Origin of the sequence: Mycobacterium zoologicum (assembly GCF_020181635.2) — a bacterium.
Lineage (GTDB): Bacteria > Actinomycetota > Actinomycetes > Mycobacteriales > Mycobacteriaceae > Mycobacterium > Mycobacterium zoologicum.
The window spans coordinates 157,612-181,360 of sequence record NZ_JAYJJS010000002.1 but is presented as its reverse complement, the minus strand read 5'-3'; the positions used below and the strand labels follow the sequence as shown (position 1 = coordinate 181,360).

The following is a 23,749-nucleotide window of genomic DNA, read 5'->3' as shown; positions in this document are numbered from 1 at the left end:
CTACCGCCTCGTCGTCTCCGAAGCGTCAGCGCAGCAGTGAGTCGGCGAGCAGGCCCGAGACCATCGACTCGATGGTGGACTCGATCGAGGACGCCAGAGTGGCGGTGACGGATGCCACGGCCTGGGTGCGGAGCCGTACCAGCATGCCTATCAGCTCCGCGATCTCGGTGTCGGCCGGCAACGGCGCCCCGGGCTGAATCCTGGTCAGGACGTGTTCGGCGCCGGCCCGCACCAACATCTGGCTGATCGCGTCGATATGCGGCAGCGACTGCTCGTAGAGGTCGATGAGCTTGTCGACGGCGATGCCGTAACCGCGGACCTCGTTGAACGCCTCGATCAGCTTGGGCCGGGTGATGGTGGCCAGAGATTCGTCACCACCGTCGACGCGGATCACTCCGAGCGCCACCAGTCGCCCAAACGCCTGCGGGTCGCCGATCCGGCGTTCGGCTTCCACACGTGACACGGTCTCGGGCCGCTCGGTGGTCCAACTGCCGGCGATCGCGCTCTCCAGGCCCAGGATGTCGCCCAGGTCCTTGCCCTGTTCCCAGGCGCCGATCATCTCTTTGACGTGCGCGATCGTGTAGCCGCGGTCGAGCATCGAGGTGATGAGCCGCAGCCGGGTCAGGTGGGTGTCGTTGAACAGTGCGATCCGTCCGACCCGCCGCGGTGGCGGCAGCAGGTCCCGATCCCGGTAAACCCGCACGTTGCGGGTGGTGCTGCCGGCCAGCCGGGCCAGGTCGTCGATCCGATACTCCCGCGATGCCGTGTTGCCCCCCGGGTGGTGCACCACGATCTCGAACAGCTGGGTCACCGCGGCCTCGATGACCTCGCGGGACTCGCGCCGCACCCGGCGAGGCACCCGGCGCAGGTTCGCCAGCACGCCGGCGATGGAGTCCGGCCGGGGAGGACGATCCGGTGTGCTCATGCCACCGTGTGGTAGTCGGAGAGCCGGAAGTTGCGCATCTGCCGAAGATACTGGGTCGCGAACCCCGGGTACATCGACGCATTGAAACCGTCTTCGGTCAGATACCAGCTGCGGCAGCCCGACATCCAGGTCGTCTTGCCCAGCCGCCGCTGAATCTGCGCGTTGTGGCGGCGCTGCACGTCGTCGCGCACGTCCAAGTAGCGCAGGCGCCGCCCGCGGATCTCCTCGACGGCGCGCACCACGTAGTCGACCTGGCCCTCCACGTACACCAGCAGTGAGTTGTGGCCCGGCCCGGAGTTGGGGCCGGTCATGAAGAACAGGTTCGGGTAGCCGTGTGCCTGAATGCTTTTGAAGGCCTGGCCGCCACCGCTCCAGTCCGCGGCCAATGACCTGCCGGCCAGTCCGGTGACCGGAAACGGTGGACCGGTCAGGTGCACGTCGTAGCCGGTGGCGAACACGATGGCGTCGACGTGGTGTTCCACGCCGTCGCTGGTGCGGATGCCGGCCGGGCTGATGGTGGCGATCGGCCAGGAGATCAGCTTGCAGTTGTCGCGCTGCAGGGCGGGGTAGTAGTCGCTGGAGACCAGCATGCGCTTGCATCCGGGGGTGAAGTCCGGGGTGAGCTGACGGCGAAGCCACGGGTCCTTGACCGTGGCCCGCAGATGGGCCTTGCCCAACTGCGCCACCAGGCCGCTGAGCGGGGTGTTCCACACCAGCGCGGTGGCGCTGGCCTCATGACCCCAGAACAGTGCCTGGCGGGCAAGTTGTTGAGCCGCAGGGACTTTGGCGAACAGTTCTTGGACGCTCGCCGGCATCGCCACGTCCAGGCGGGGGATGACCCAACCCGGGGTGCGCTGGAAGACCTTGACGAAGCCGGCTTGTTCCACCAGTTCCGGGATGATCTGCACCGCACTGGCTCCGGTTCCGACGACGGCGACCCGCTTGCCGGTGAAGTCGTAGTCGGGATCCCATCGGGCGCTGTGGATCTTGTGACCGGTGTAGGTCTGCAGGCCGCGGATCGCCGGGAAGCTGGAGTCCGGCAGCGGGCCCGAGGCCAGCACCACCGTGCGGGCCCGAAACTTCCTGCGACCGGCCGACACGGTCCACGCGCCCGCGCTCTCGTCGAACACCAGCCCGGTGACCTCGGTGCCGAACCGGATGCGCCGGCGCAGGTCGAACCGGTCGACCATGTCCTCGATGTGCGCACAGATCTCGCCGGCCGACGGATAGGCCCGTGACCAGCCGGGGTTGGCGACAAACGAGAACGAGTAGAGCAGCGACGGAATATCGCATGCCGCACCGGGATAGCGGGTGTCGCGCCAGGTCCCCCCGACTCGGTCGCTGCGCTCCAGGATGACGATCTCGTCGTCGCTGTCGATGCCGGCCTCGGCCAGTTTGATCGCCGCACCGATCCCGCTGAAGCCGGCGCCCACGATCAGGGTCTGATAGACGTGTGCGCGCGCCATCTCAGGCCGCCGGCTCGTGGGTGAGCTCTTTGAACCAACTCGGGATGGGCTTGAGTAGTCGCTTGGGGTAGAAGCCCGACAGCCACACCGCGGGGTTGGCCAGCAGGTGATACGGGCTGTCCGGGTTGGCCATCCACTTTGAGTAGCGCTTGACCACCTGGTAGGCCGGCACCCGCCGGGTGCGTTCGCCGCGCTCGCCGAACTGCGTGAAACGCATCAGTGCCGCGTAGAGCCGCTGGGGATCCAGCCCCATGCCGATCACCTCGTTGCGGATCCGGTTGAGCAGTGGGATCGAGATCAGCGCGCCGACGAGCAGTGACGGCGAGACGACGGTGCCGACGAACTCGATGGCCAGCCTGCGGGCATCGGCATGTCCGATCAGCTCCAGGACGTCGAAACCGACTACGATGTGCCGGGATTCGTCGTTGTTGATCTTCTCGAACACCTGGTGGCAGACCGGGTCGTCGACCTCGTCGAGCAGGAACTTGAGCAGCGCCCCGTCGAGTGCGACTTCCAGCATCGGGATGACCGTGCCGAGCACCGACAGCGGCAGGTCGTCGGCGTAGTCATCGAGCCACTGCATCGCCAACCGGATGTTGACGTTGGGTTCGGGTATTTCGCCGTCTTCGAGCATGCCCCAGCGCTTCATCAGCGCCAGCTCGGCGTTGGCGTGGCGTTGCTCCTCGGCGTGGAAGTACCGGTAGATCTCGGCCAGCGTCGCGGTGGGGGCCTTGCGGGCCATCGCCGCGAAGCCGCGGGCGCCGATGTTCTCGATCCAGCACAGGTCGGCCATGAATTTTTTGAGGTTGGGCACCATCTCAGGACGGATCAGTTCGGCTCCCGGTGCATCCCAGTCGAATTCGGCCAGCGCCCATTGCCGATTCTTGATCTTGGCGAGCATGACGTCCATGTCGAGAGCCATCGTGATCTCCTCTAGTCGGACCTGCCTGGCAATGCCGCACCGGCACGGAATGCCAGCCCGATGGTTCGAGTGAATGTCTCCGGGGCGAAACGTTTGATGTTCCAACCGATCTTGGCGTCCAGCTGGGGCATGCAGTACAGGCCGCCGCGGTCGTGGGTGTCCAGGCAGTCGCGGGCAACGCGTTGTGCGGAGAGCCCGGTCCAGCGCATCAGGAGGTTCGCCGCCTCGCTGGACTGGGCGGTGATCCGGCCGGCTTCGACGATGTTGGTCTTGACGAACGTCGGGCACAGCACCGTCACAACGATTCCGGTACCGGACAATTCGGCCGCCAGGGTCTCCGACAGTGAGAGCACCCCGGCCTTGCTGACGTTGTAGGCCGCCATCTCCGGGGCGGCGCCGAACGACGCGGCCGAGGCGACGTTGATGATGCCGCGGGGCTGGCCCGACCGTGCTTCCCGCAGGATCGGAGTGAACACGTGACAGCCATGGATCGGGCCCCACAGGTTGATGCCCAGCGTCCAGTTCCAGTCGTCGAGTGTCATCTCGCCGATCGGCTGGCCGCCGGCGGCGACGCCGGCGTTGTTGATCACCAGGGTGGGCGGTTGGCCGAACCAGGACTGTGCGGCCTCAGCCAGTGCGGTGACGTCGTCGCGCTGGGAGACGTCGCAGCGCACGGCGGTGGCGCGCCCGCCCGCGCTTGCGATGGTGTCGACGGTGCGCCGGGCGGCGTCGTCGTCGATGTCGCTGCAGACCACGGCGCTGCCGCGGCGGGCGAGTTCGAGGGCGAAGGCGGCTCCGATACCACTGCCGGCGCCGGTCACCACCGCGCAGGCGTTGTGGCTGCGTTTCGGCGATCGCTCGAACATCATGTGACTGAGCTAACAATCAATGGTGCCATTAGTCAATGGCAATGTTTAGAGCCGGGCTCGGGCCGTTGGGCCCGAACCCGGCTCTAGGTCCTGCGCGACCGCGCGGGGTTACCGCTAGGCGAAGATGCCGTCGAGCCAGCTCAGGTCGAACAGGTTCGCGTCCGCCATGGCCGAAGTGTCGATGTCGGTGTCGACCACCGGCAGCTCCTTGGTCAACGCGTCGGCGATCAAGTTGGGGAACACGTCGAAGAAGTAGTTGAAACTACCCGTCGGCGAGATCAGGCCGATGAACGCGGCGTGGGGGTCGGTGGAGGTGGAGCCGTCCGGGACGTCCCACGGAACGTAGCCGTTGAGCAGCGCGTCGAACGGGTCCTGCGCAACGTGGTCAGCGCTGGTGTTGAACTGGTCGGCCAGCGCGAACTGGAAGCCGGCCAGCGGCTCGATGAAGTACCGCGAGGCGCCCTTCCAGAAGCTGAAGTCGCTGAACACGTCCTGCACGTTTGCCCATACTTGAGTCAGTTCGGCGTTCATGCTGAGGATGCCGGGAATCTCTTCGGTGCCGCCGCGCGGGGTGTGGTTGAACAGCGGCTGGAAGATGTTCTGGATGTTGAACAACATGTCGTTGTTCAACAGGTTGTAGGCGTTGCTGGTGTCACCGGCTTTGAGGTAGTCCATCATCAGCGGAAGGATGGTCTCGAGACCCTTCGAGCCGCCCAGGCCCGACCAGATGCCCTCGACGCCGGCCAACGACTGCTCGATGCTGTCTTGGGCGACCGTGCTGTAGTAGCTGGACAGTTCGCCGATGGCCGTGACGATCGGGTTGGGGCCCGAGAGCAAGTCCATCACGCCCGCAAGATTGTCCGAGGTCGTGTTGACGAGCTGCACGGCAGCGTGGTGTGCCTCCGCCGAGGTCATCGGTGCGACCGGGCTCACGGCGATCACACCTGCGCCGGCCAGGGCGACGCCGGCGGCCAGCACCAGGTTGGCGCGGTTGGTCTGCACAAGGTTCGATGGGGTGCCACGGTCAGTGGTGCGAGCCGCGAGGGCGAGCTGCATTGCTTCTCCTTATGGTGGCCTCATCTGACATGAGGCTGATTTTGTGTTTGAACGCGGGCCCACCTTAACCAGACCGTTCGTCCCTAGGCAAGCCTTACCTAACCGTGTGTCGCGGATCACGAAAGTAGGGCAAGGCTAACCTTACTTTCGGGTGTCGTGTAGCGTCACCCAGCATGAGTTCGTCGCCCTCTGACGCCGTTGGTGCCGCCCTGCGAGAGATCCTGCGAGACGACCTGAACGTGGACCTCAGTCGACTGACCGCGGAGTCGCGACTGGTCGATGACGTCGGCCTGGACTCGGTGGCGTTTGCCATCGGCATGGTCGCCATCGAAGACCGGCTCGGTGTCGCGCTGTCCGAGGAAGACCTGCTGACCTGTGACACCGTCGGCGATCTCGAGGCCGCCATTCGGGCGAAAGCCCCCGCCGACGCGTGAGCGTGCTGGCTGGCGCCCTGACCCGGGCAATGACCGGTTCGGAGCAGGATCTGGTGATCTTCGACCAGGTCAGTGGGACCTGGCAGCGAAACCCGTGGGCGCAGGTGCACTCCCGCGCGCAGAGCGTGGCGGCCAGGGTGCTCGAAGCGGACCAAACCGGTGCGGTCGGCCTCGTGGGGGATCCGACCGTCGAGATGGTGGCAGCCATTCAGGGGGCCTGGCTGGCTGGGCGTCCGGTCTCGATCCTGCCCGGTCCGGTGCGCGGCGCCGACCCCCAGCAGTGGGCTCAGGTAACGCTGAACCGGTTCGTCGGCATCGGGGTCGACACGGTCTTTAGCCACACCGGCTCGCTGCAACTGCTCAGTGAGACCGATTCCGAAGTCGCGGTGCACGACGTCGCCACTGTCGCGACCGAGCGGTCGGCCGCCTTCACGCCGGTAGCCGCCGCACCGGGTGCACCGGCGGTGCTGCAGGGCACGGCCGGATCGACCGGAACGCCCCGCACCGCGCAGCTCTCTCCGGCCGCGGTGCTGGCCAACATCAGCGGGCTGCTGGCCCACGTAGAACTGGATGCGTCCGAAGACGTCGGCTGCACCTGGCTGCCGCTGTACCACGACATGGGACTCACCTTCTTCCTCAGCGGCGCGCTGTCCGGTGTGCCGTTGTGGCTGGCGCCCACCGCGGCCTTCGCCGCCTCGCCGTTTCGGTGGCTGAGCTGGCTGCACGACAGTGCCGCCACCATGACGGCCGCGCCCAACTTCGCCTACGGCGTGATCGGCAAGTACGCCCGCCGGGTCCCCGAGGTAGACCTGGGTGCGTTGCGCGTCGCGATCAACGGCGGCGAACCGGTCGACTGCGAGGGGCTGGAACTGTTCGCCGAGGAGCTGGCGAAGTTCGGCCTGGACCCCGGCGCACTCACCCCGTCCTACGGCCTGGCCGAGGCCACCTGCGCGGTGACCGCACCCCGGCCGGGCACCGGCCTGAACTACGACGAAGTCACGTCTGCCGCGAGCGATGGCACGCGGGTGACCCGCCGGCACGCCGTGCTCGGCGAGCCGATCCCCGGGATGGCGGTCCGGATCGGGTCGGCCACGCACGGTAGCGAGGAGCTGTCCGGACGCGAGGTCGGCGAGATCGAGATCCGCGGAACCTCGATGATGTCGGGCTACCTCGGCGAGCCGGCGCTGGATGCCGACGGATGGTTTCCCACCGGGGACCTCGGCTACTTCACCGACGCCGGCCTGGTGGTCTGCGGCCGGGCCAAGGAGATCATCACGATCGCCGGACGCAATGTCTTCCCCACCGAGATCGAGCGGGTCGCCGCCGAGGTGCGCGGTGTGCGCGACGGCGCCGTGGTGGCGGTGGGGGCCGAAGGCGCTCGCCCGGGATTGGTGGTGGCAGCGGAGTTTCGCGGCCGCGACGAGGCCGGCGCTCGCGCCGAACTGATCTCCCGGGTGGCCTCGCAGTGCGGGGTCGTCCCCTCGGACGTGGTTTTCCTGACGCCGGGGTCGCTGCCCCGGACATCGTCGGGGAAGCTGCGTCGGCTGGAAGTCAAGCGCAACCTGGAGGTTATGAAGTGACCGGGGCGGATATCGACGCATATCGTGGCCTGCTCGGTGAGGCCTTCGGCCAGCAGGTCGTGGACTGGACCGCCGAAGCCGAAGAAAGTGGGCGCTTCCCGCGCAAGCTGATCGAACACCTTGGCGCCGCAGGGGTTTTCACGAGCAAGTGGGCGAATGCAGCGCCCACCGATGTGGCCAAGTTGCTGGAGTTGGCTTACGCACTGGGGCGGCTCGGTTCGGCGGGCATCGGAGTCGGTGTGAGCCTGCAGGATTCGTCGATCTCGATTCTGCACCGCTTCGGCCGCTCCGACTATCTGAAGGACATCTGCCAGCGGGCCATCCGTGGCGAGGCGGTGCTGTGCATCGGAGCCTCGGAGGAGTCCGGGGGCTCGGACCTGCAGCGCGTGCAGACCGAGGCGCGTTCGGTGCGCGACGGCTTCGAGGTGCGCGGCCGCAAGAAGTTCGTCTCGCTATCGCCCATCTCCGACCACATCCTGGTGCTGGCCCGCAGCACCGACCACGACGAGAACAGCCGGCACGGCAACGTGCTGATGATCGCGGTGCCCACCGACCAGGTTCAGGTGCACGAGCCGTTCAGCAAGGTCGGTGCGGGCCCGCTGGACACCGCCCCGGTCGACATCGACACCTGGGTCCCCGCCGACGCCCTGATCGCCCGCCCGGGCACCGGGCTGGCCGCCATCTCCTGGGGGCTGGCGCACGAGCGGATGTCGATCGCCGGGCAGGTCGCGTCGTCGAGTCAGAAGGTCATCGGCATCACCCACGCCCGGATGATGCACCGCCAGCAGTTCGGCGTTACGTTGTTCGAGCATCAGGCGCTGCGGCTGCGACTGGCCGACCTGCAGGCCCGCGTCGACCTTCTTCGCCACGGACTCAACGGATTTGCCGCTGGGGGACGACTGGATCTGCGGACCTCCGCGGCCATGAAGGTCACCGCCGCGCGCCTCGGTGAAGAGGTGATCGCCGAATGCATGCACATCTTCGGCGGCGCCGGCTACCTCGTCGACGAGACACCGCTGGGGCGGTGGTGGCGCGACATGAAGCTGGCCCGCACCGGCGGCGGCACCGACGAGGTGCTCTGGGAACTGGTGGCCGCCGGCATGCGCCCCGACTACGACGGCTACGACGAACTGTTCGACAGCGGGTCGTCGTCGGGGTAGCGCAGCACCGCATACAGCGCCATCTTGCGATACCCCATGTCGTGTTCGCCGAGGAAGGTGCCGCCGACGAATTCGGCCAGCCGGCGCATCGCCGTGTTGCGGTACTCGGGTTCGAACATCATCCGCCGGCACTGCGATTCGGCCTCGAAGACGTATTTGATGATGCGCGGCAACAGAATCGCCGCGAAGCCGCGATTGACCACCGTGGTGTCGGCGATGGCGGCGTGGATGCCCAGGTCGTAGGGGTCGGCCTCGTAGTACTTGGCGATGGAATCCTTTGCGGCCCGGTAGATCTCGATGTAGCCCCCGTCTACTCCGTTGCGGCTGACGATCAACGGCCGCGAGTAGGTGCCGGCCAGCTGGGCGCTGAGATAGGTGTGCCAGCGCTCGGGTGTCCAGGCGGATTCCCAGGTCTGGGCCAGATGCGGCCGGTTCATCCACTCCGACACCATCTCCGCATCGGCGTCCGCGTCGGCCACCCGGATCACATAGGGGTCGGCCAGAACCGGGATCGGGGGTGCCGGCACACCGCGGACCTCGTCGGAGATGTCCGTCAGCTCGCGGTGCAGGGTGAACGGGGTGTCAGTCATAACGAGCGCAGAGCCTACCTCGGGCGGCTGTCCGGCTAAGTGAGGCTAGGGTAACCTAGGTTCGGCTTGCCGGCGCGGGCGCCGGGTCCGGCCCCGCGACTGGGCAACCGTTGGCGAAAGGACCGTGATGGCGCGCGGCTTGCAGGGTGCGATTCTGCGGGGCTTCGGCGCCCGCGACCACGCCGTGACGGTGCTGGAAACCAGCTGGACCGCCCCGCACTGCATCCGGATCTGGATGCACTCACCCACGTTGTTCGCCGAGGCGACCGTCGAACCCAGCGCCTGGCTGCGGTTCTGGTTCCCCGACCCGGACGGCTCCGACACCGAATTCCAGCGGGCCTACACCATCGCCGAGGGCGACGCCGCGACCGGACGCTTCGCGGTCGACATGATGCTGCACGAGCCGGCCGGGCCGGCCACCCGGTGGGCCCGCACCGTCGAACCCGGCGCGACCATCGCGGCGATGTCGCTGATGGGCTCGTCGCGCTTCGAAGCCCCCTCCGACGTCGACGCGCAGCCCGCCGGCTACCTGCTGCTGGGGGATTCGGCATCGATCCCTGGCATCAACGGCATCATCGGCGCCGTGGGACCCGACGTGCCCATCGAGCTGTACCTCGAGCAGCACGACGACAACGACCCGCTCATCCCGATTCACGAGCATCCCCGGCTGCGGGTGCACTGGGTGCCCCGCCGCGACGCGAACTCGCTGGCCGACGCGATCGAAGTCCGGGACTGGTCGGACTGGTACGCCTGGGCCACCCCGGAGGCCGCGACGCTCAAGGCGCTGCGGGCCCGGCTGCGCGACGAGTTCGGCTTCCCCAAATCCGAGATCCACGCGCAGGCCTATTGGACGGCCGGGCGTGCCATGGGCACCGAGCGCGGACCCGAACCCGCGCCTTCATGTTTGACTCTGCCTACACCAGACAAAAGTGCGAGTGAGGCGCCTGGTGAGCGCAGAGTCGTCAAGGGGGAGTGGCGGGCCCAGGCCGCGGGCCGGCTGCTGGCCCCGCTGCGGCGGTCGCTGATCGCCTCCGGTGTCCTGCAGGCCCTGATCACGGTGGCGCAGCTGGCGCCGTTCGTCCTGCTGGTGGAGTTGGCGCGGCTGCTGCTCTCCGGCGCCGACCAGTCGCGGCTGTGGACCGTCGGCATCGCCGCGGTCACCCTGCTCGGGGTGGGCACCCTGCTGGGTGCCGGCCTGACCCTGTGGCTGCACGCGGTCGACGCCCGGTTCTCCAGCGAGCTGCGAACCCGACTCCTGACCAAGCTGTCCCGACTGCCGCTGGGCTGGTTCACCGCCCGGGGCTCCGGGTCGATCAAACAACTCGTCGCCGACGACACTCTGTCGCTGCACTACCTGGTCACCCACGCCATTCCCGACGCCGTCGCGGCGGTCATCGCACCGGTGGCGGTACTGATCTACCTGTTCGCGGTCGACTGGCGGGTGGCGCTGGTGCTGTTCGCGCCCGTGCTGGTCTACATGGTGCTGATGTCGGTGATGATGACCCAGTCCGGTCCCAAGATCAGCCAGGCGCAGCGCTGGGCGGAACGGATGAACGGCGAAGCCGGCACCTACCTGGAGGGCCAGCCGGTGATCCGGGTGTTCGGCGGCGCGGCCGCGTCGACCTTCCGCCGCCGGTTGGACTCCTACATCGATTTCCTGGTGGACTGGCAGCGCCCGTTCGTCGGCAAGAAGACGCTGATGGATCTGGTCACCCGCCCGTCGACGTTCCTATGGTTGATCATGCTGATCGGCACCCCGTTGGTCGTGTCCGGTCGGATGGACCCAGTGAACCTGTTGCCATTCCTGTTGTTGGGCACCACCTTCGGCGCTCGGCTGCTGGGCATCGGTCTGGGCGTCGGTGGCATCCGGGGCGGCATGCTGGCCGCCCGGCGACTGCAGATCGCACTGGACGAGCCGGAACTCGCGGTCGTCGACGGTGCGCGGCCGACCGACGAGCCGGGAACGGTGCGCTTCGACGCGGTCGGTTTCGAATACCGTCCCGGGGTCCCGGTGATCCGGGACGTCTCGCTGACCCTGCGGCCTGGCACGGTGACCGCGCTGGTCGGCCCGTCGGGGTCGGGCAAGTCGACGCTGGCGGCGCTGCTGGCCCGCTTCCACGACGTCGGGCAGGGCTCGATCTCGGTTGACGGACACGACATCCGCACATTGAGCGCCGATGAGCTGTACCGCCGGGTCGGATTCGTGCTGCAGGAGACCCAGTTGGTGCACGGCAGTGTGCGCGACAACATCGCGCTGGCGGTGCCGGATGCCACCGATGAGCAGGTGCAGGCCGCCGCGGAGCAGGCCCAGATCCACGACCGGATACTCCGACTGCCACAGGGCTACGACACCGTGCTCGGGGCGGCCGCGGCACTGTCCGGCGGTGAGCGGCAGCGGCTCACCATCGCCCGCGCCATCCTCGCCGACACACCGGTACTGATCCTCGACGAGGCCACCGCCTTCGCCGACCCGGAGTCGGAATACCTTGTGCAACAGGCGCTGAACCGCCTGACCCGCGATCGCACCGTGCTCGTCATCGCGCACCGGCTGCACACCGTCACCGGCGCAGACCAGATCGTGGTGCTCGACCACGGCGCCATCGTCGAACAGGGCCGCCACGACGAACTGCTCGCCGCCGGTGGCCGCTACCAACAACTGTGGGACACCGGCCGCCAGAGCGTCGCTGCCGGAGCGGAGGTGGCGCGATGATCCGCACCCTGATCCGGTTGATCCCCCGGGACCGTCGCCCCCGGATGCTCGGCTACGCCGTGCTGACATTGCTGTCGGTGGCGGTGCGGGCGGCGGGCACCGTGCTGCTGGTGCCCCTGGTGGCCGCGTTGTTCTCCGATGATCCACACCACGCCGTGGTCTGGCTGGGCTGGTTGACAGTCGCGACCGTGTCCGGCTGGCTGATCGACTTCGCCTGCGCGCGAATCGGATTCGATCTCGGCTTCGCAGTTCTCGATCACACCCAGCATGATGTGGCCGACCGGTTGCCCGGCATCCGGTTGGACTGGTTCACCCCCGACAACACCGCCACCGCGCGGCAGGCGATCGCCGCCACCGGTCCCGAACTGGTCAGCCTGATCGTCAACCTGCTGACGCCGCTGATCAGCGCGGTCCTGCTACCGCCGGCCATCGCGGTGGCGCTGCTCGGAGTGTCCTGGCAGCTCGGGCTGGCCGCCCTGGGCGGGGTACCGCTGCTGCTGGGCGCGCTGTGGGCGTCCAACCGGCTGTCCGCCCGCGCGGATGCCGCCGCGGGTGACGCCAACACCGCGCTGACCGAGCGCATCATCGAGTTCGCCCGCACCCAGCAGGCGCTGCGCGCGGCCCGGCGTGTCGAGCCCGAACGCAGCACCGTCGGTGAGGCGCTGACCGCGCAGCACGGTGCCGCAATGCGGTTGTTGCTCATGCAGATTCCCGGACAGCTGCTGTTCAGCCTGGCCAGTCAGGGCGCGCTGATCCTGCTGGCCGGCGCCACCACCGCGCTGACCGTGGCCGGAACCCTGAGCATTCCCGAGGCCATTGCGCTGATCGTGGTGATCGCCCGCTACCTCGAACCGTTCACCGTCATCAGTGAATTGGGGCCGGCCCTGGAGTCGACGCGGGCCAGTCTGGAACGGATCCGGGCGGTGCTGACCGCGCCTGGGCTGACGGTGGGAACCGGCGGGCCGCGGGACGCCGCGGCCGCGCCGCGCATCGAGTTCGACGATGTCACCTTCGGCTATGGCGGTGCCCCGGTGCTCGACGGAGTCAGTTTCACGCTGGAGCCGGGCACCACCACCGCCATCGTCGGACCGTCCGGGTCGGGCAAGAGCACCATCCTGGGTCTGATCGCCGGATTGCACGAACCCTCCGGCGGCCGGGTCCTGCTCGACGGGGTCGACGCCACCGAGCTGGACGAGGCGGCGCGGCGTGCGGCGAGCAGCGTGGTGTTCCAGCACCCCTACCTGCTGGACGGCACGATCCGCGACAACGTCATGGTCGGAGACCCCGACGCAGACCAGGACGGCTTCGTGCGGGCCACCGAACTCGCCCGGGTCGACGAGCTGACCGCCCGGTTGCCCGACGGGGTGGACTCGCGGGTCGGAGAGGCCGGCGGCGCACTGTCCGGCGGTGAGCGCCAACGGGTCAGCATCGCCCGGGCGCTGCTCAAACCGGCGCCGGTGCTGCTGGTCGACGAGGCGACCAGCGCCCTGGACACCGAGAACGAGGCCGCGGTGGTCGACGCACTCACCGCCGAGTTGCGGCCGCGCACCCGGGTGATCGTGGCGCACCGGCTGGCCAGTATCGCCCAGGCCGATCGGGTGCTGTTCGTCGACGACGGCCGGGTCGTCGAGGACGGTTCGATCGACGAATTGCGCGCCGCCGGCGGCCGTTTCGACGAGTTCTGGCGCCAGCAGCATGAGGCCGCAGGCTGGCGGATTCATACGGGGTAGTCGACAATCTGGTCAGACTTGACCAGACCAGCTATGCTGGCTTATGCACACCGAGCAGGTCAACGTCTATGACGCCAAAACTCATTTCTCTCGCTTGCTTGCGCGCGCGGAAAGCGGCGATGAAATCGTGATCAGCCGTCACGGCAGGCCGGTGGCGCGGTTGGTTCCCTATCAGCCCGAGCGCACGGTGCGCCGTCCGGGAATCTGGCGCGGGCAGGTCAGCATCGCACCGGACTTCGATGATTTCGATGCCGCTGACGAGCGTGCCTGGCACGGGGAATGACCGCCGATGCGAGGGCTTCTCGATACGCACGTCGTGCTGTGGTGGCTTGCTGACGACGACCGGCTGTCAGCCGCCCATCGGGAGTTGATCAGCGAACCCGTCAATGAGTTGTTCGTCTCCGCGGTGACGGTCGCTGAGGTCTCGATCAAGGCGTCGCTCGGCAAACTTGGGGCGCCGGCCGGTTTCAATGATGCCGTGCGTGAGTCAGGGTTTCGCGAATTGCCTTTCACCGCATCGCACGCCGAGGAGTTGCGCCACCTGCCGTGGCACCATCGCGATCCGTTCGATCGGATGCTGGTGGCGCAGGCACTGGTCGAGCGACTTGAGCTCGTGACTGCCGATGCGCGACTCGGCGCTTACTCCGTCAGGTGTGTCTGATCTGCCGCGCGATCGCCTTCTTGTCGACCTTCCCGACCGCCGTGGTGGGCAGCGCGGGCAGCGCCGCAAGCTGATCGACCCGCACATGGGTGGCCACCCCGCACTCGTCGAGATGACGGTTCAGCTCCGCCAGCGTCAGCGGCTCGTCACGGAAAATGATTGCCGCGCAAACTTTTTCGCCCAGGTACTCATCCGGTAGGCCGACGGCAGCCGCTGAGCGAATCGCCGGATGGCCCAGCAGGTGCGCCTCCAGCTCGTCGGCGGCGATGTTCTCCCCACCCCGGACGATCACGTCCTTGATCCGGCCGGTCACCTCAAGATAGCCGCCCGCCAGCCGGCGCACCCGGTCCCCGCTGCGGTAGAAGCCGTCCGGGCTGAAGGATCGCTCGTTGGCTTCCGCAGCGTTGTAGTAGCCGTTGATCGTGTACGGCCCGCGCACCAGCAGCTCGCCCTCGTCCGCCTCGGCGCCGTCCTCGTCGACCACCCGGACCTCGTCATCGACGCACAGCGGCCGGCCCTGGGTGGTGTCCAGCAGCTCGGCGGCATCGCCGGGCCGGGTGTAGCAGAGCAGGCCTTCGGCCATGCCGAACACCTGCTGCAGGCCCGGGGTCAACGCCTCCCGGACCCGGCGGGCGTCAGCCGCCGCCAGCTTCGCGCCGCCGACCTGCAGCAGCCGCAGCGTCGTCGGCTTCTGCGGCTCCCAGTCACAGGCCGCCGCCCACAGTGCCGCCAGGGCCGGCACCAGGGCGGTGACGGTCACCCGGTGCCGCGCGATGGTGGCGAACGCCGCCTCCGGGCTGGGATCGGCGGAGAACACGGTGGCCGCACCCACCGACATGGCGCCCAGTAGGCCCGGGCAGGCCAGCGGAAAGTTGTGCGCGGCCGGCAATGCCACCAGGTAGACGTCGTCGGCGGTCAGCTCGCACAGCGCCGCGCTGGCGGTGGCGTTGTAGACGTAGTCGTTGTGGGTGCGGGGGATCAGCTTGGGCAGGCCGGTGGTGCCACCGGAGACCAGCAGCACCGCCGGGGCGTTCGGATCGGGGGCGCATCGGGGTGCGGGCGGGTCTCCGGCAGCGTCGTCGATGATGAGGCGCCGCAAACCGAGCTCGTCCACCATCGCCGGATAGTCGAATCCCGCAGTCGCGTCAGGGATCACGATCCCGACGGCGTCGCTGACGGCGGCCAGATGCCCGATCTCGGCGGCCCGATGGCCGGGCAGGCACAGCACCGGGACGGCGCCGGCCCGCAGCAGCGCGAACAACGTCACCGCGAACGCGCAGCTGTTGGGCAACTGCAGCAGCACCCGATCGCCGGCGCCGACACGCAGCCCGGCCGCCGCCCGATCGACGGCTCGATCGAGCTCGGCGAATGACAGCGTCGCCGTATCGTCGATCACCGCGGGACGGTCGGGCCAACGCCGGGCGGCATCGGTGAGCAACGACTCCAGCGGGCGGTCGCGCCAGTACCCGGCTGCCCGGTAGGCGGCGGCCCGCTCGGCCGGAAACGGTACGAACCCCTGCATGTGACTCCCTGACGACGGTGCAACGTAGATAGAGTAGCTTCGACGAAATTAGGGCAGCCTTTACTAACCGGAATTGGGGGCGCGGTGGGGCCGGACGATATTCGCGCGCAGGTCGCCGAGCTGCTCGGCACCGACGCCAACGCCGTCGACCCCGCCGCCGACCTGGTCGGACAAGGCCTGGACTCGATCCGGATGATGAGCCTGGCCGGGCAGTGGCGGCGCCGGGGCCTCGATGTGGACTTCGCCGCACTGGCAGCCGAACCCACCGTCGCCGCCTGGTCAGCGCTGGTTTCCGGCGCGTCGTCGGCGCAAGCGCCCGTCGTCGCCGACCTCGCGCCCGAAGATCACACCGCGCCGTTCCCGCTGGCCCCGATGCAGCACGCCATGTGGGTCGGCCGCGACGACGACGTGGCGCTCGGCGGGGTGGCCGGGCACCTGTACGTGGAGTTCCAATCCGGGTCTGAGGGCCCCGGCATCGACCCGGACCGGCTGGCCGTCGCCGCCGACGCGCTGGCCGCCCGGCACCCGATGCTGCGGGTGCAGTTCCTGCCGGATGGCACCCAACAGATCCGGGCCGACGCCGGGCTGCCCGTCGCGGTGCAGGACCTGCGCGGGCTGGGCGCCGATGAGGCCTCGGCGCGCCTGGAATCGACCCGCGAGACGAAATCGCATCAGCAACTCGACGGCGCGGTCTTCGAGCTCACCGTCTCGCTGCTGCCCGGCGGCACGTCGAGGCTGCACGTCGACCTGGACATGCAGGCCGCCGACGCGATGAGCTACCGCACCCTGATGGCGGATCTGGCCGCCGCCTACCGCGGGGCGGCGTTGCCGGAGTTGGGCTACACCTATCGGCAATACCGGCACGCCACCGCCGATCGGACCCCCGACGAGGGCCACCGGCAGTGGTGGGCGCAGCGCATCCCCGAGTTGCCCGACCCGCCCAAGCTGCCGCAGCCCGCGGGCGCTCCGGTGGACCCGCGCCGCAGCACCCGGCGCTGGCACCGGCTGGACCCGGCCACCCGCGACGCCCTGTTCGGCCACGCCCGCAGCCACGGCGTCACCCCGGCCATGGCGCTGGCGGCGTCGTTCTCCCACGCGCTGGCCTGCTGGTCGGACGGGCCGCGTTTCCTGCTCAACGTGCCGCTGTTCGGCCGGGAACCGCTGCACGATGACGTCGAGAATCTGGTCGGCGACTTCACCTCGTCGCTGCTGCTGGACGTGGATCTGGGCTGCGCGGCCACCGGGCTACAGCGCGCTGTTGCCGTGCAGGACGCCATGCGCGCCGCCGCGGCCCACGCCGACTATCCGGGCCTGGCGGTGCTGCGCGATCTGAGCCGCCACCGCGGCACCCAGGTGCTGGCGCCGGTGGTGTTCACCAGTGCCCTCGGGCTGGGGGAGTTGTTCTCTGACGCGGTGACCGAGACGTTCGGCAGGCCGGTGTGGATCATCTCCCAGGGCCCGCAGGTGCTGCTGGACGCCCAGGTCACCGAGTTCGACGGCGGCGTACTGGTGAATTGGGATGTGCGCGAAGAGATGTTCGCCCCCGGGGTGATCGACGCCATGTTCGCCCACCACATCGCCGACCTGACCCGGCTGGCCCGCGGGCAGGGATGGGATTCGCCGGCGCCGGCCGCATTGCCCGCCGAGCAGGCTCGGGTGCGTGCGGCGGTGAACTTCGGCATTGCCGAACTCAGCGGGGAAGCCTTGCAGGACGGGTTCTTTCGGCGTGCCGCCGCGTCGCCCGATGCTGCAGCAGTGCTGCACGCCGGCGGGGTGATGAGCTATGGGGAGCTGCGCGATCAGGCGCTGGCCGTGGCCGGTGCGCTGACCGAGCATGGTGTGCGGCCCGGTGACACCGTGGCGCTGCTGGGCCCCAAGGGCGCCGAACAGATTCCGGCGCTGCTGGGCATCCTGGCCGCCGGCGCGGTGTACCTGCCGATCGCCGCCGATCAGCCCGGTGAGCGAGTGGCGCGCATCCTGGCGCTGGGCGGGGCATCAGTGGCGTTGGTGACCGGGGACGCGGTGCCGCAGTTGCCGATTCGGTGCCTGGGTGTGGCCGATGCCGTCGCCGCCGGCCGCGCTGCCGGACCGCTTGAGGTGGACCCCTCCGCACTGGCCTACGTGGTGTTCACCTCCGGGTCCACCGGTGAACCCAAGGGTGTCGAACTCACCCACGATGCGGCGATGAACACCGTCGAAACCCTCAGCGCCCGTTTCGGATTCGGGCCTGGTGATCGCAGTCTGGCGCTGCTCACCCTGGACGCCGACATGTCGGTGCTCGACGTGTTCGCCATGCTGCGAGCCGGCGGGGCGATCGTGATGGTCGACGAAGCCGACCGCCGCAGCCCCGAGGTGTGGGCCGATCTGATCCAGCGGCACCGGGTCAGCGTGCTCAACCTGATGCCGGGTGCGCTGGAGATGCTGGCCTCCGTCGGCGCTGAACTGCCCTCGGTGAAGGCAGTGTTGACCGGCGGCGACTGGGTGCGCCCCGAGTTGGCCCGCCGTCTTGCCGCGCTGGCGCCCGGGGTGCGCTTCGCCGGACTGGGCGGGGCCACCGAAACCGCCATCCACGCCACCATCTGCGAGGTCGACAGTGACGTGCCGCCCGAGTGGGCGTCGGTGCCCTACGGCACCCCGCTGCCCAACATCGGCTGCCGAGTGGTCGGCTCCGACGGGGCGGACCGCCCGGACTGGGTGGCCGGTGAACTGTGGGTCGGTGGGCGCGGCATCGCCTCGGGCTATCGCGGCCGGCCCGACCTGACCGCCGATCGGTTCGTGGAACACGAGGGCAAAACCTGGTATCGCACCGGCGATCTGGCGCGCTACTGGCCGGACGGCACCCTGGAGTTCGTCGGCCGCGCCGACCACCGCGTGAAGGTCAGCGGGTATCGCATCGAACTGGGCGAGGTCGAGGCAGCGCTGCGCCGGTTGCCGGGAGTGGCCGAGGCGGTGGTGGTGGCACTGCCGGATTCCGGGCGGGAGGTGCTGGCCGCCGCGGTCCGGGCCAGCGATTCTTCGGTGAGTGTCGAGGGCCTGCGCGACGGATTGTCCGAGGTGGTGCCCGAGCACATGATCCCGCGGCAGCTGCGGGTGGTTTCGGCGATTCCCTACACGGTCTCCGGCAAGATCGACCGCCGGGCGGTGACCGCGGAGGTGGCCGCGGCATTCGCCGCCGGGGACGGTTATCGCGAGCCGGTCACCCCGCTGCAGCGCGCGCTGGCCGCGATCATCGCCGAGGTACTGAGGGCAGACCGGGTGGGTCTCGACGACGACTTCTTCGCCCTCGGTGGCGACTCGGTGCTGGCCACCGCTGCGATCTCACGCATCCGTACCTGGCTGGACGTGCCCGGCGCGGTGGTGGCCGACATCTTCGCCACCCGCACCGTGGCGGGGCTGGCCGCCAGGCTCACCGCCGCCGAAGCCGATCCGGGCCGGCTGGACGCCGTCGCCGAGGTGTATCTGGAAGTTGCGCAGCTGAATTCGGCCGAGGTCGCAGCGGCGCTGGCCGGCGTCGACTGACTGTCGCGGCCCGCGTCGAAGGGCTGATCACGGCACGACGGTGAGCACCGTCGAATGCGGCGGCGGCAGGACAGAAACACCGGCCGCCTCGATGTCGGCGGGGGTCAGGGGTGTTCGGGTGCCGTCGTCGCGATCGGCGGGGCCGGCGGGTCCGAATAGCGCGATTCCGGAAGGGCGGGCCCGCTGGTCGTGGCGGAGCTGATGGCGAATGCCGTCGAACCGCGCCGCCCGAAACGCGGCAGCCCACCGGCGGGACAGATCGTAGGGGATCACCGTCGCCAGTTCCGTCGTCACCCCGTAGCGACCCGCGGCCTGGCGAGTTGTTGCCGCCAACCGTGCGTTGCGATCCGGTGGGGACACTCGGCGCAGTTCCCGGTCGGCTGCCCAGGCCGTCGAGACGGGTCCAAGCCGGGTGGCCTCTCGGATGGCTGCGAACGCGTCGGTGGCGAGGTAGCAGGTTCCTTCGGGCGGGCTCAGATCGAACCGCCCGGATCCATCGGCGGAGAAACACCACGTTGCCCGCCCGGTTCGGCACACCCGCACGAGCTGCTTCGGTGGAGCGACGGTGGGGAAACCGGTCAGATCGCCCGGCTCGCCCAGCGTGCGTGCCGGGGTCACGCGGCCAGGGTCCGTGCCGCAGCGCGGGCCACCACTGCGACTTTCTCGCGTTCGCCACGGGCCAGGGCGTCCAGGGGTGGCTCGTCGAGGTCGGGGTCGGGGGTACGCAGCCAGGCTGCCAGCGTCCATCCGTCCACCGCCGATTCGGGAAACAGCGAGAACACCTCGACCAGCCCGTCGACGAGCCGGTCCCCGTCGAACTGCCACAGCGGGTAGAGGTGCTCGCCGTCGGCGGTGATGGTCCGCAACAGGCGCCGGCGTGCCGCCTTGGCGGCGACGGCCTGCCGGCTGATCCCGAGCCGGGCCTGGACCCCGTCGCTGCGGAGGAACGGTCCGACTAGCTCGTCCCACGGTGACGCCTCGGGCGCGGTAGCCTGCACGGCGCGCTCGGCGAAGGATCGGGGGTCGCCCAGCGCCACGGTGGCGCTGCGCCCAACGCGCTCGTGGGACTGAACAACGCGGGTCAGCGCTCGCTGGAATTCCCGGGTTGCCTGCGACACGAACTTGCGGTCATCTCCCTTCAGTGGGGCGCTCACCGTCGGACCCCTTTCGTCAATACCGTCAATAGTAGATAGTTGTGTCAATACCGTCAACAATATGACGTGCGCGCGGTTCAAGCCCTGCCGCACGCACAACTCACTCCGTCGCTTGCGTCCGCCGGTAGATGATAGGCGTCAGCGTGCCCATCGGCTTCTGGCCGGGATTTGGCGCTGGCCACCGCCGCGGTGTCATGCATCCGCACCTGGCTGGATACGCCAACTGCGGTGATCCTCCCGCCCGTATCGTCGTCAGACTGGCCGATCGGCTGGTGACCGCCGAAGTCGATGCGGGCCGGTTGGACGCGGCCCTGGAGGTGTATCAGGAAGTGGCGCAGCTAGATTCGGCGGTGACTCTGGCGGCGATGGCCGAATCATCGGTCATTCGTAGAGTGCCGACCACTTGGTGATTGTCGTTGCTAGATAGTCTGGATAGCGCTGCTGCCGACCGGTTGGCGCATCGCGTCGCTGTGCCTGTGCCTCGTAAAGCGCCACGGCGCATTCGGCCATTCCAACTGCCGCGCCCAACCCGTCTGCAACCATGCGAAACGTCTCTAGCTCGCCAGTCTGGACATAGTCCATCGCCTACTTGTACCCGTGGACAAAGCCTGAGCCGAGTGCGTAGAAACGTTCCACGCCAGTTTGAAAAGAGTTGGCGAATAGGCCGCTTCGGTCGTGCGCCGGAGGGTGGTCGTCGATCCACTTGCCAGCTTTGACTACGAACCCCGATGAGTTGGGCGACCTGTCACGCCGCATGCCGTTCATCAAGGCTATCCGCCCGTCAAGGTGCGCATCAAACGCGGGACGGTTCAGGGTCGACCTTGGTCTTGGCGAGTTTTTTGTACTGGGCGAGCACCCGGTCCTTGGTGGGCTCCAGGATGCAGTCCAGCCGGCGCAGGATGGTGAACGGCAAGATCACGTCGCCGTACTGGTTGGGCTGATACGGCCCCCGCATCAGGTCGGCGATCTTCCAGATCAAATTGGCGTGGTTCTTGGCCGACTCGTTGGTCTGCGTCATGGGTTCGGTCTGCTCCTAGCGTTCGATCCGATACAGGGGAAGGTACCGCGAGCTATCGACTGGCGGTGCGGGTCTGGGCATCGAAGTCGGAGCAGGCCGCGTTCGTCTCGGTTAGACCGTGCAACCCGCACTGGCGCCTAATATTGGGTCGGTGGACATCGACCAGAGGGCGCCCTGGTCCGGCCGCAAGCTCGCTCAACTCGGCCAGTCGTTGGTCGACGATGTGGATCCGCCGGCGGATTGCCCCTCCTACGAGCATGTTGCGGACTGGCACTCAGATCTATGCTCCGAAGTCGCCACAACGATCAGCAGTCGGGAGTGGACGAGCTATCTCGGTGAGTTCGATGTCAGCTCCCGCGCCAAGACCATCGACACCCTGCGGGACAAGCTCAGACGCCAACCGCACCTTCACCTCAACCAGGTGCAGGATTTAGCGGGTGTCCGAGTGGACCTCGACTGCGACCTCGATCAGCAGACCGCCTTCGCCGAGGAGATCGCACAGTTCTTCGGTGCCGAACGGGCGGAGATCAAGGACATCCGACTGGCTCCGCACAGCGGCTATCGTGCGGTCCACGTCTGGCTGCGGCTGCCGGCGGGACGGGTGGAGATACAGATTCGGACCCGAGGCCAGAGCGCCTGGGCGAACGCCTATGAACAGCTCGGCGACTTCGCGGGTCGCCACATCAGATACGGCGAACCGCACGAGGAACCCGTCATTCAGCAGTTGGTGGAGAGCCTTCACGAAGTCTCAGAAGGGCTTGCAGGTCTGGAGGAACACATCGTGCAGTTGACTCGCACTGACGCGCGGCTACGTGAGAACGTGCGCGTGATGGCGATGCTTCGCCAGCAACCGGAGTTCGATGCCGGCGACGTCACTGTCGAAGAACGCGGCACAGCCATTCACGCCGTCGAAGACGAGCCCCGCAGACGCGCCGAGTACGACAAGGTGATTAGTGAGCTGCGCTCCCAGGCCGACGGCGTCGTAGACGGTCTGAAGTCGATACGACGTATGCTCGAAGAAATCAGCGAGTGACGAAAGGGGTGACGGGATGCAGTCGTTCGTGATCGAGTTCAATCGACGGACGCGTGACCGCCGCGTTCACCAGTTCGCCTCTCCGCGCGAAGCGATGGCATATCGGCTGAAGTTGGAACGTGAGCGTCAGGACACCACCGATGTGGAGATCGCGGCATTGACCAGCGGTTCGCTCGAGAGCCTGCAGCGCACACATTCGCGGTACTTCACCGGGGCGGATATCAGCGCCTCCGTCTCCGCGTAACTCCTATCCACGCCGGCACGCGTTCGGTGATAACTGAACGTCGCGATCAGGACTGGTGGATTGCGGTAGCTGTGTGCCAGCATCGATGACATGAACGTGCGCCGAAGGCGCAAATCGCTCGGTGTTCCGGTGGTGGCCACCTTGGCGGCGCTGCCCGGTGCCACGCTCGTCCCCGCCGCCTCCGCTGCCGACTGTCCGGACGTCGAGGTGACCTTCGCCCGCGGCACCGGCGAGCCGCCCGGCGTCGGCGGAGTCGGAGGGAAGTTCGTCGACGCACTGCGCTCTCAGGTCGGCGGGCGCTCCGTCGGCGTCTATGCGGTCGCCTACCCGGCAGGCGACGATTGGCCGCCGTCGGCATCGGCCGGCGCCGGCGACGCCAACGCGCACGTCCAAGCCATGGTCGCGAACTGCCCCGGCACCAAACTGGTGCTCGGCGGATACTCCCAGGGCGCGATGGTCATCGACCTGATCACCATCGCACGAGCATCGGTGGCGGGCTTCAACGCCGCCACCTTGTCGGCGGAGGAGGCCGAACACGTGGCCGCCGTCGCCGTGTTCGGGAACCCGACCGACAGGTACCTGGGTGGACCGATCAGCGAGATCAGCCCGTGGTACGGAGCCAAGGCCATCGATCTGTGCGCGGACGGTGATCCGATCTGTACTCCGGGCGCCCTGGCGCTGCCCTCGCCGCAGGAGACTGCCTCCGCGCCGCACCTGTCCTACGCGCAATCGCCGATGCCCGGTCAGGCCGCGGCATTCGTGGCGACCCATCTCTGACCCTCTACGGGACCACCTCAGAAGCCCAGTACTCCCGCAGGCTGGCGATCTTTTCCCCGGCGAATTCCAGGATCGCGACCTCGCGCATCCGCTTGCGCCGGCCCTGCACGACGTCGTCGAAGGTGGCCTCCCACTCGGCGATCACCGTCGTGCCGTCGGTGGCGGTATAGAGGTTGAGCAGCCGGGCGTCGATGTCGGCCTGCCCGCCGACCACCTTGGCCTGCCAGTAGTCGTAGATCCCGGCCCGGGTGCGGATCGGTTCGCCCAGCACCCGCTCGTGGTAGGTCGCGTCGTCGGTGAAGATCGTGACGATCAGGTCCGGGTCCTGGGTCATCCAGGCGCGTAAGTAGGTGTCGATGGTTGCTGGAACGTCCATCAC

The 23,749-nt window shown here is 68.3% G+C and carries 22 protein-coding genes and 1 pseudogene; 12 read left to right on the top strand and 11 right to left on the bottom strand.

Annotation, left to right across the window (positions count from 1 at the left end; all coding sequences use genetic code 11):
- Window positions 1-25: 25 nt before the first annotated feature.
- From K6T84_RS02365 to K6T84_RS02345, 5 genes are all read right to left on the bottom strand, one after another.
- Window positions 26-925 carry a MerR family transcriptional regulator gene (locus K6T84_RS02365; protein ID WP_224865232.1) on the bottom strand — a complete coding sequence of 300 codons (900 nt, stop codon included), beginning with the start codon at window positions 923-925 and terminating at the stop codon, window positions 26-28.
- The gene (locus K6T84_RS02360) at window positions 922-2,391 is read right to left on the bottom strand and encodes a flavin-containing monooxygenase (protein WP_225401772.1); all 1,470 of its coding nucleotides are present in this window, start codon (window positions 2,389-2,391) and stop codon (window positions 922-924) included. The genes K6T84_RS02365 and K6T84_RS02360 overlap by 4 nt, the downstream gene beginning before the upstream one ends.
- Before the next feature lies 1 nt (window position 2,392).
- A complete protein-coding gene (locus tag K6T84_RS02355; RefSeq protein ID WP_224865234.1) occupies window positions 2,393-3,313 on the bottom strand; it encodes a ferritin-like domain-containing protein in 921 nt (306 codons plus the stop codon).
- An 11-nt stretch (window positions 3,314-3,324) separates the two neighbouring features.
- Window positions 3,325-4,182: an SDR family NAD(P)-dependent oxidoreductase gene (locus K6T84_RS02350; RefSeq protein ID WP_225401773.1), complete on the bottom strand. Its 858-nt coding sequence runs from the start codon at window positions 4,180-4,182 to the stop codon at window positions 3,325-3,327.
- A 114-nt stretch (window positions 4,183-4,296) separates the two neighbouring features.
- The gene (locus tag K6T84_RS02345; protein WP_224865236.1) at window positions 4,297-5,238 is read right to left on the bottom strand and encodes a hypothetical protein; all 942 of its coding nucleotides are present in this window, start codon (window positions 5,236-5,238) and stop codon (window positions 4,297-4,299) included.
- Between the two features lie 173 nt (window positions 5,239-5,411).
- On the opposite strand from K6T84_RS02345, the gene K6T84_RS02340 reads away from it, so the two are divergent.
- The 3 genes from K6T84_RS02340 to mbtN are packed head-to-tail and all read left to right on the top strand — an operon-like array spanning window position 5,412 to window position 8,412.
- Window positions 5,412-5,672, top strand: coding sequence for an acyl carrier protein (locus tag K6T84_RS02340; protein ID WP_224865237.1), 261 nt, complete (start codon window positions 5,412-5,414; stop codon window positions 5,670-5,672).
- Entirely contained in the window at window positions 5,669-7,252 is a 1,584-nt protein-coding gene (gene mbtM, locus K6T84_RS02335) for a long-chain-fatty acid--ACP ligase MbtM (RefSeq protein ID WP_224865238.1), read from the top strand. Before K6T84_RS02340 ends, mbtM begins: the two co-directional genes overlap by 4 nt.
- The gene (gene mbtN, locus K6T84_RS02330; protein WP_224865239.1) at window positions 7,249-8,412 is read left to right on the top strand and encodes a mycobactin biosynthesis acyl-ACP dehydrogenase MbtN; all 1,164 of its coding nucleotides are present in this window, start codon (window positions 7,249-7,251) and stop codon (window positions 8,410-8,412) included. Before mbtM ends, mbtN begins: the two co-directional genes overlap by 4 nt.
- Here the strand turns inward: mbtN and K6T84_RS02325 are convergent.
- Window positions 8,373-9,002 (bottom strand): GNAT family N-acetyltransferase, encoded by a 630-nt coding sequence (locus K6T84_RS02325; protein WP_224865240.1) that lies wholly within the window; start codon window positions 9,000-9,002, stop codon window positions 8,373-8,375. The genes mbtN and K6T84_RS02325 overlap by 40 nt on opposite strands.
- A 127-nt stretch (window positions 9,003-9,129) precedes the next feature.
- Here K6T84_RS02325 and K6T84_RS02320 point away from each other — a divergent pair, with 127 nt between their 5' ends.
- From K6T84_RS02320 to K6T84_RS02305, 4 genes are read left to right on the top strand one after another with little or no spacing between them, the layout of a single operon-like run.
- Window positions 9,130-11,712 carry an ABC transporter ATP-binding protein/permease gene (locus K6T84_RS02320; RefSeq protein ID WP_225401774.1) on the top strand — a complete coding sequence of 861 codons (2,583 nt, stop codon included), beginning with the start codon at window positions 9,130-9,132 and terminating at the stop codon, window positions 11,710-11,712.
- A complete protein-coding gene (locus K6T84_RS02315; protein ID WP_224865242.1) occupies window positions 11,709-13,442 on the top strand; it encodes an ABC transporter ATP-binding protein in 1,734 nt (577 codons plus the stop codon). Before K6T84_RS02320 ends, K6T84_RS02315 begins: the two co-directional genes overlap by 4 nt.
- A gap of 43 nt (window positions 13,443-13,485) precedes the next feature.
- Window positions 13,486-13,725: a type II toxin-antitoxin system Phd/YefM family antitoxin gene (locus tag K6T84_RS02310; RefSeq protein WP_224865243.1), complete on the top strand. Its 240-nt coding sequence runs from the start codon at window positions 13,486-13,488 to the stop codon at window positions 13,723-13,725.
- A 6-nt stretch (window positions 13,726-13,731) separates the two neighbouring features.
- Window positions 13,732-14,103, top strand: a complete 372-nt coding sequence (locus K6T84_RS02305; protein ID WP_225401775.1) for a type II toxin-antitoxin system VapC family toxin — start codon at window positions 13,732-13,734, stop codon at window positions 14,101-14,103.
- Here K6T84_RS02305 and K6T84_RS02300 read toward each other — a convergent pair.
- A complete protein-coding gene (locus K6T84_RS02300) occupies window positions 14,090-15,625 on the bottom strand; it encodes a (2,3-dihydroxybenzoyl)adenylate synthase (RefSeq protein ID WP_225401776.1) in 1,536 nt (511 codons plus the stop codon). The genes K6T84_RS02305 and K6T84_RS02300 overlap by 14 nt on opposite strands.
- Before the next feature lie 84 nt (window positions 15,626-15,709).
- Here K6T84_RS02300 and K6T84_RS02295 point away from each other — a divergent pair, with 84 nt between their 5' ends.
- The gene (locus K6T84_RS02295; protein WP_225401777.1) at window positions 15,710-19,144 is read left to right on the top strand and encodes a non-ribosomal peptide synthetase; all 3,435 of its coding nucleotides are present in this window, start codon (window positions 15,710-15,712) and stop codon (window positions 19,142-19,144) included.
- 27 nt (window positions 19,145-19,171) lie between these two features.
- Here the strand turns inward: K6T84_RS02295 and K6T84_RS02290 are convergent, their stop codons facing one another.
- Together K6T84_RS02290 and K6T84_RS02285 are read right to left on the bottom strand one after the other, a co-directional pair.
- Entirely contained in the window at window positions 19,172-19,762 is a 591-nt protein-coding gene (locus K6T84_RS02290) for an RES domain-containing protein (protein WP_225401778.1), read from the bottom strand.
- Window positions 19,759-20,298 carry a hypothetical protein gene (locus K6T84_RS02285; protein WP_225401779.1) on the bottom strand — a complete coding sequence of 180 codons (540 nt, stop codon included), beginning with the start codon at window positions 20,296-20,298 and terminating at the stop codon, window positions 19,759-19,761. Before K6T84_RS02285 ends, K6T84_RS02290 begins: the two co-directional genes overlap by 4 nt.
- A 194-nt stretch (window positions 20,299-20,492) precedes the next feature.
- Here K6T84_RS02285 and K6T84_RS02280 point away from each other — a divergent pair, with 194 nt between their 5' ends.
- Window positions 20,493-20,708: a hypothetical protein gene (locus K6T84_RS02280; protein ID WP_225401780.1), complete on the top strand. Its 216-nt coding sequence runs from the start codon at window positions 20,493-20,495 to the stop codon at window positions 20,706-20,708.
- Between the two features lie 401 nt (window positions 20,709-21,109).
- Here the strand turns inward: K6T84_RS02280 and K6T84_RS02275 are convergent.
- Window positions 21,110-21,316 (bottom strand): annotated as a pseudogene (locus K6T84_RS02275) (type I restriction-modification system subunit M N-terminal domain-containing protein); the annotation flags it as partial.
- A 151-nt stretch (window positions 21,317-21,467) separates the two neighbouring features.
- Here K6T84_RS02275 and K6T84_RS02270 point away from each other — a divergent pair.
- The 3 genes from K6T84_RS02270 to K6T84_RS02260 all read left to right on the top strand — a co-directional run bounded on the left by K6T84_RS02270 (window position 21,468) and on the right by K6T84_RS02260 (window position 23,370).
- Entirely contained in the window at window positions 21,468-22,349 is an 882-nt protein-coding gene (locus tag K6T84_RS02270; protein ID WP_225401781.1) for a RelA/SpoT-related domain-containing protein, read from the top strand.
- 16 nt (window positions 22,350-22,365) lie between these two features.
- Window positions 22,366-22,593, top strand: a complete 228-nt coding sequence (locus tag K6T84_RS02265; protein ID WP_225401782.1) for a hypothetical protein — start codon at window positions 22,366-22,368, stop codon at window positions 22,591-22,593.
- A gap of 90 nt (window positions 22,594-22,683) precedes the next feature.
- Window positions 22,684-23,370, top strand: a complete 687-nt coding sequence (locus tag K6T84_RS02260) for a cutinase family protein (RefSeq protein ID WP_225401783.1) — start codon at window positions 22,684-22,686, stop codon at window positions 23,368-23,370.
- Window positions 23,371-23,374: 4 nt separating this feature from the next.
- Here the strand turns inward: K6T84_RS02260 and K6T84_RS02255 are convergent, their stop codons facing one another.
- Window positions 23,375-23,746 carry a nuclear transport factor 2 family protein gene (locus K6T84_RS02255; protein WP_224865250.1) on the bottom strand — a complete coding sequence of 124 codons (372 nt, stop codon included), beginning with the start codon at window positions 23,744-23,746 and terminating at the stop codon, window positions 23,375-23,377.
- Window positions 23,747-23,749 lie beyond the last annotated feature (3 nt).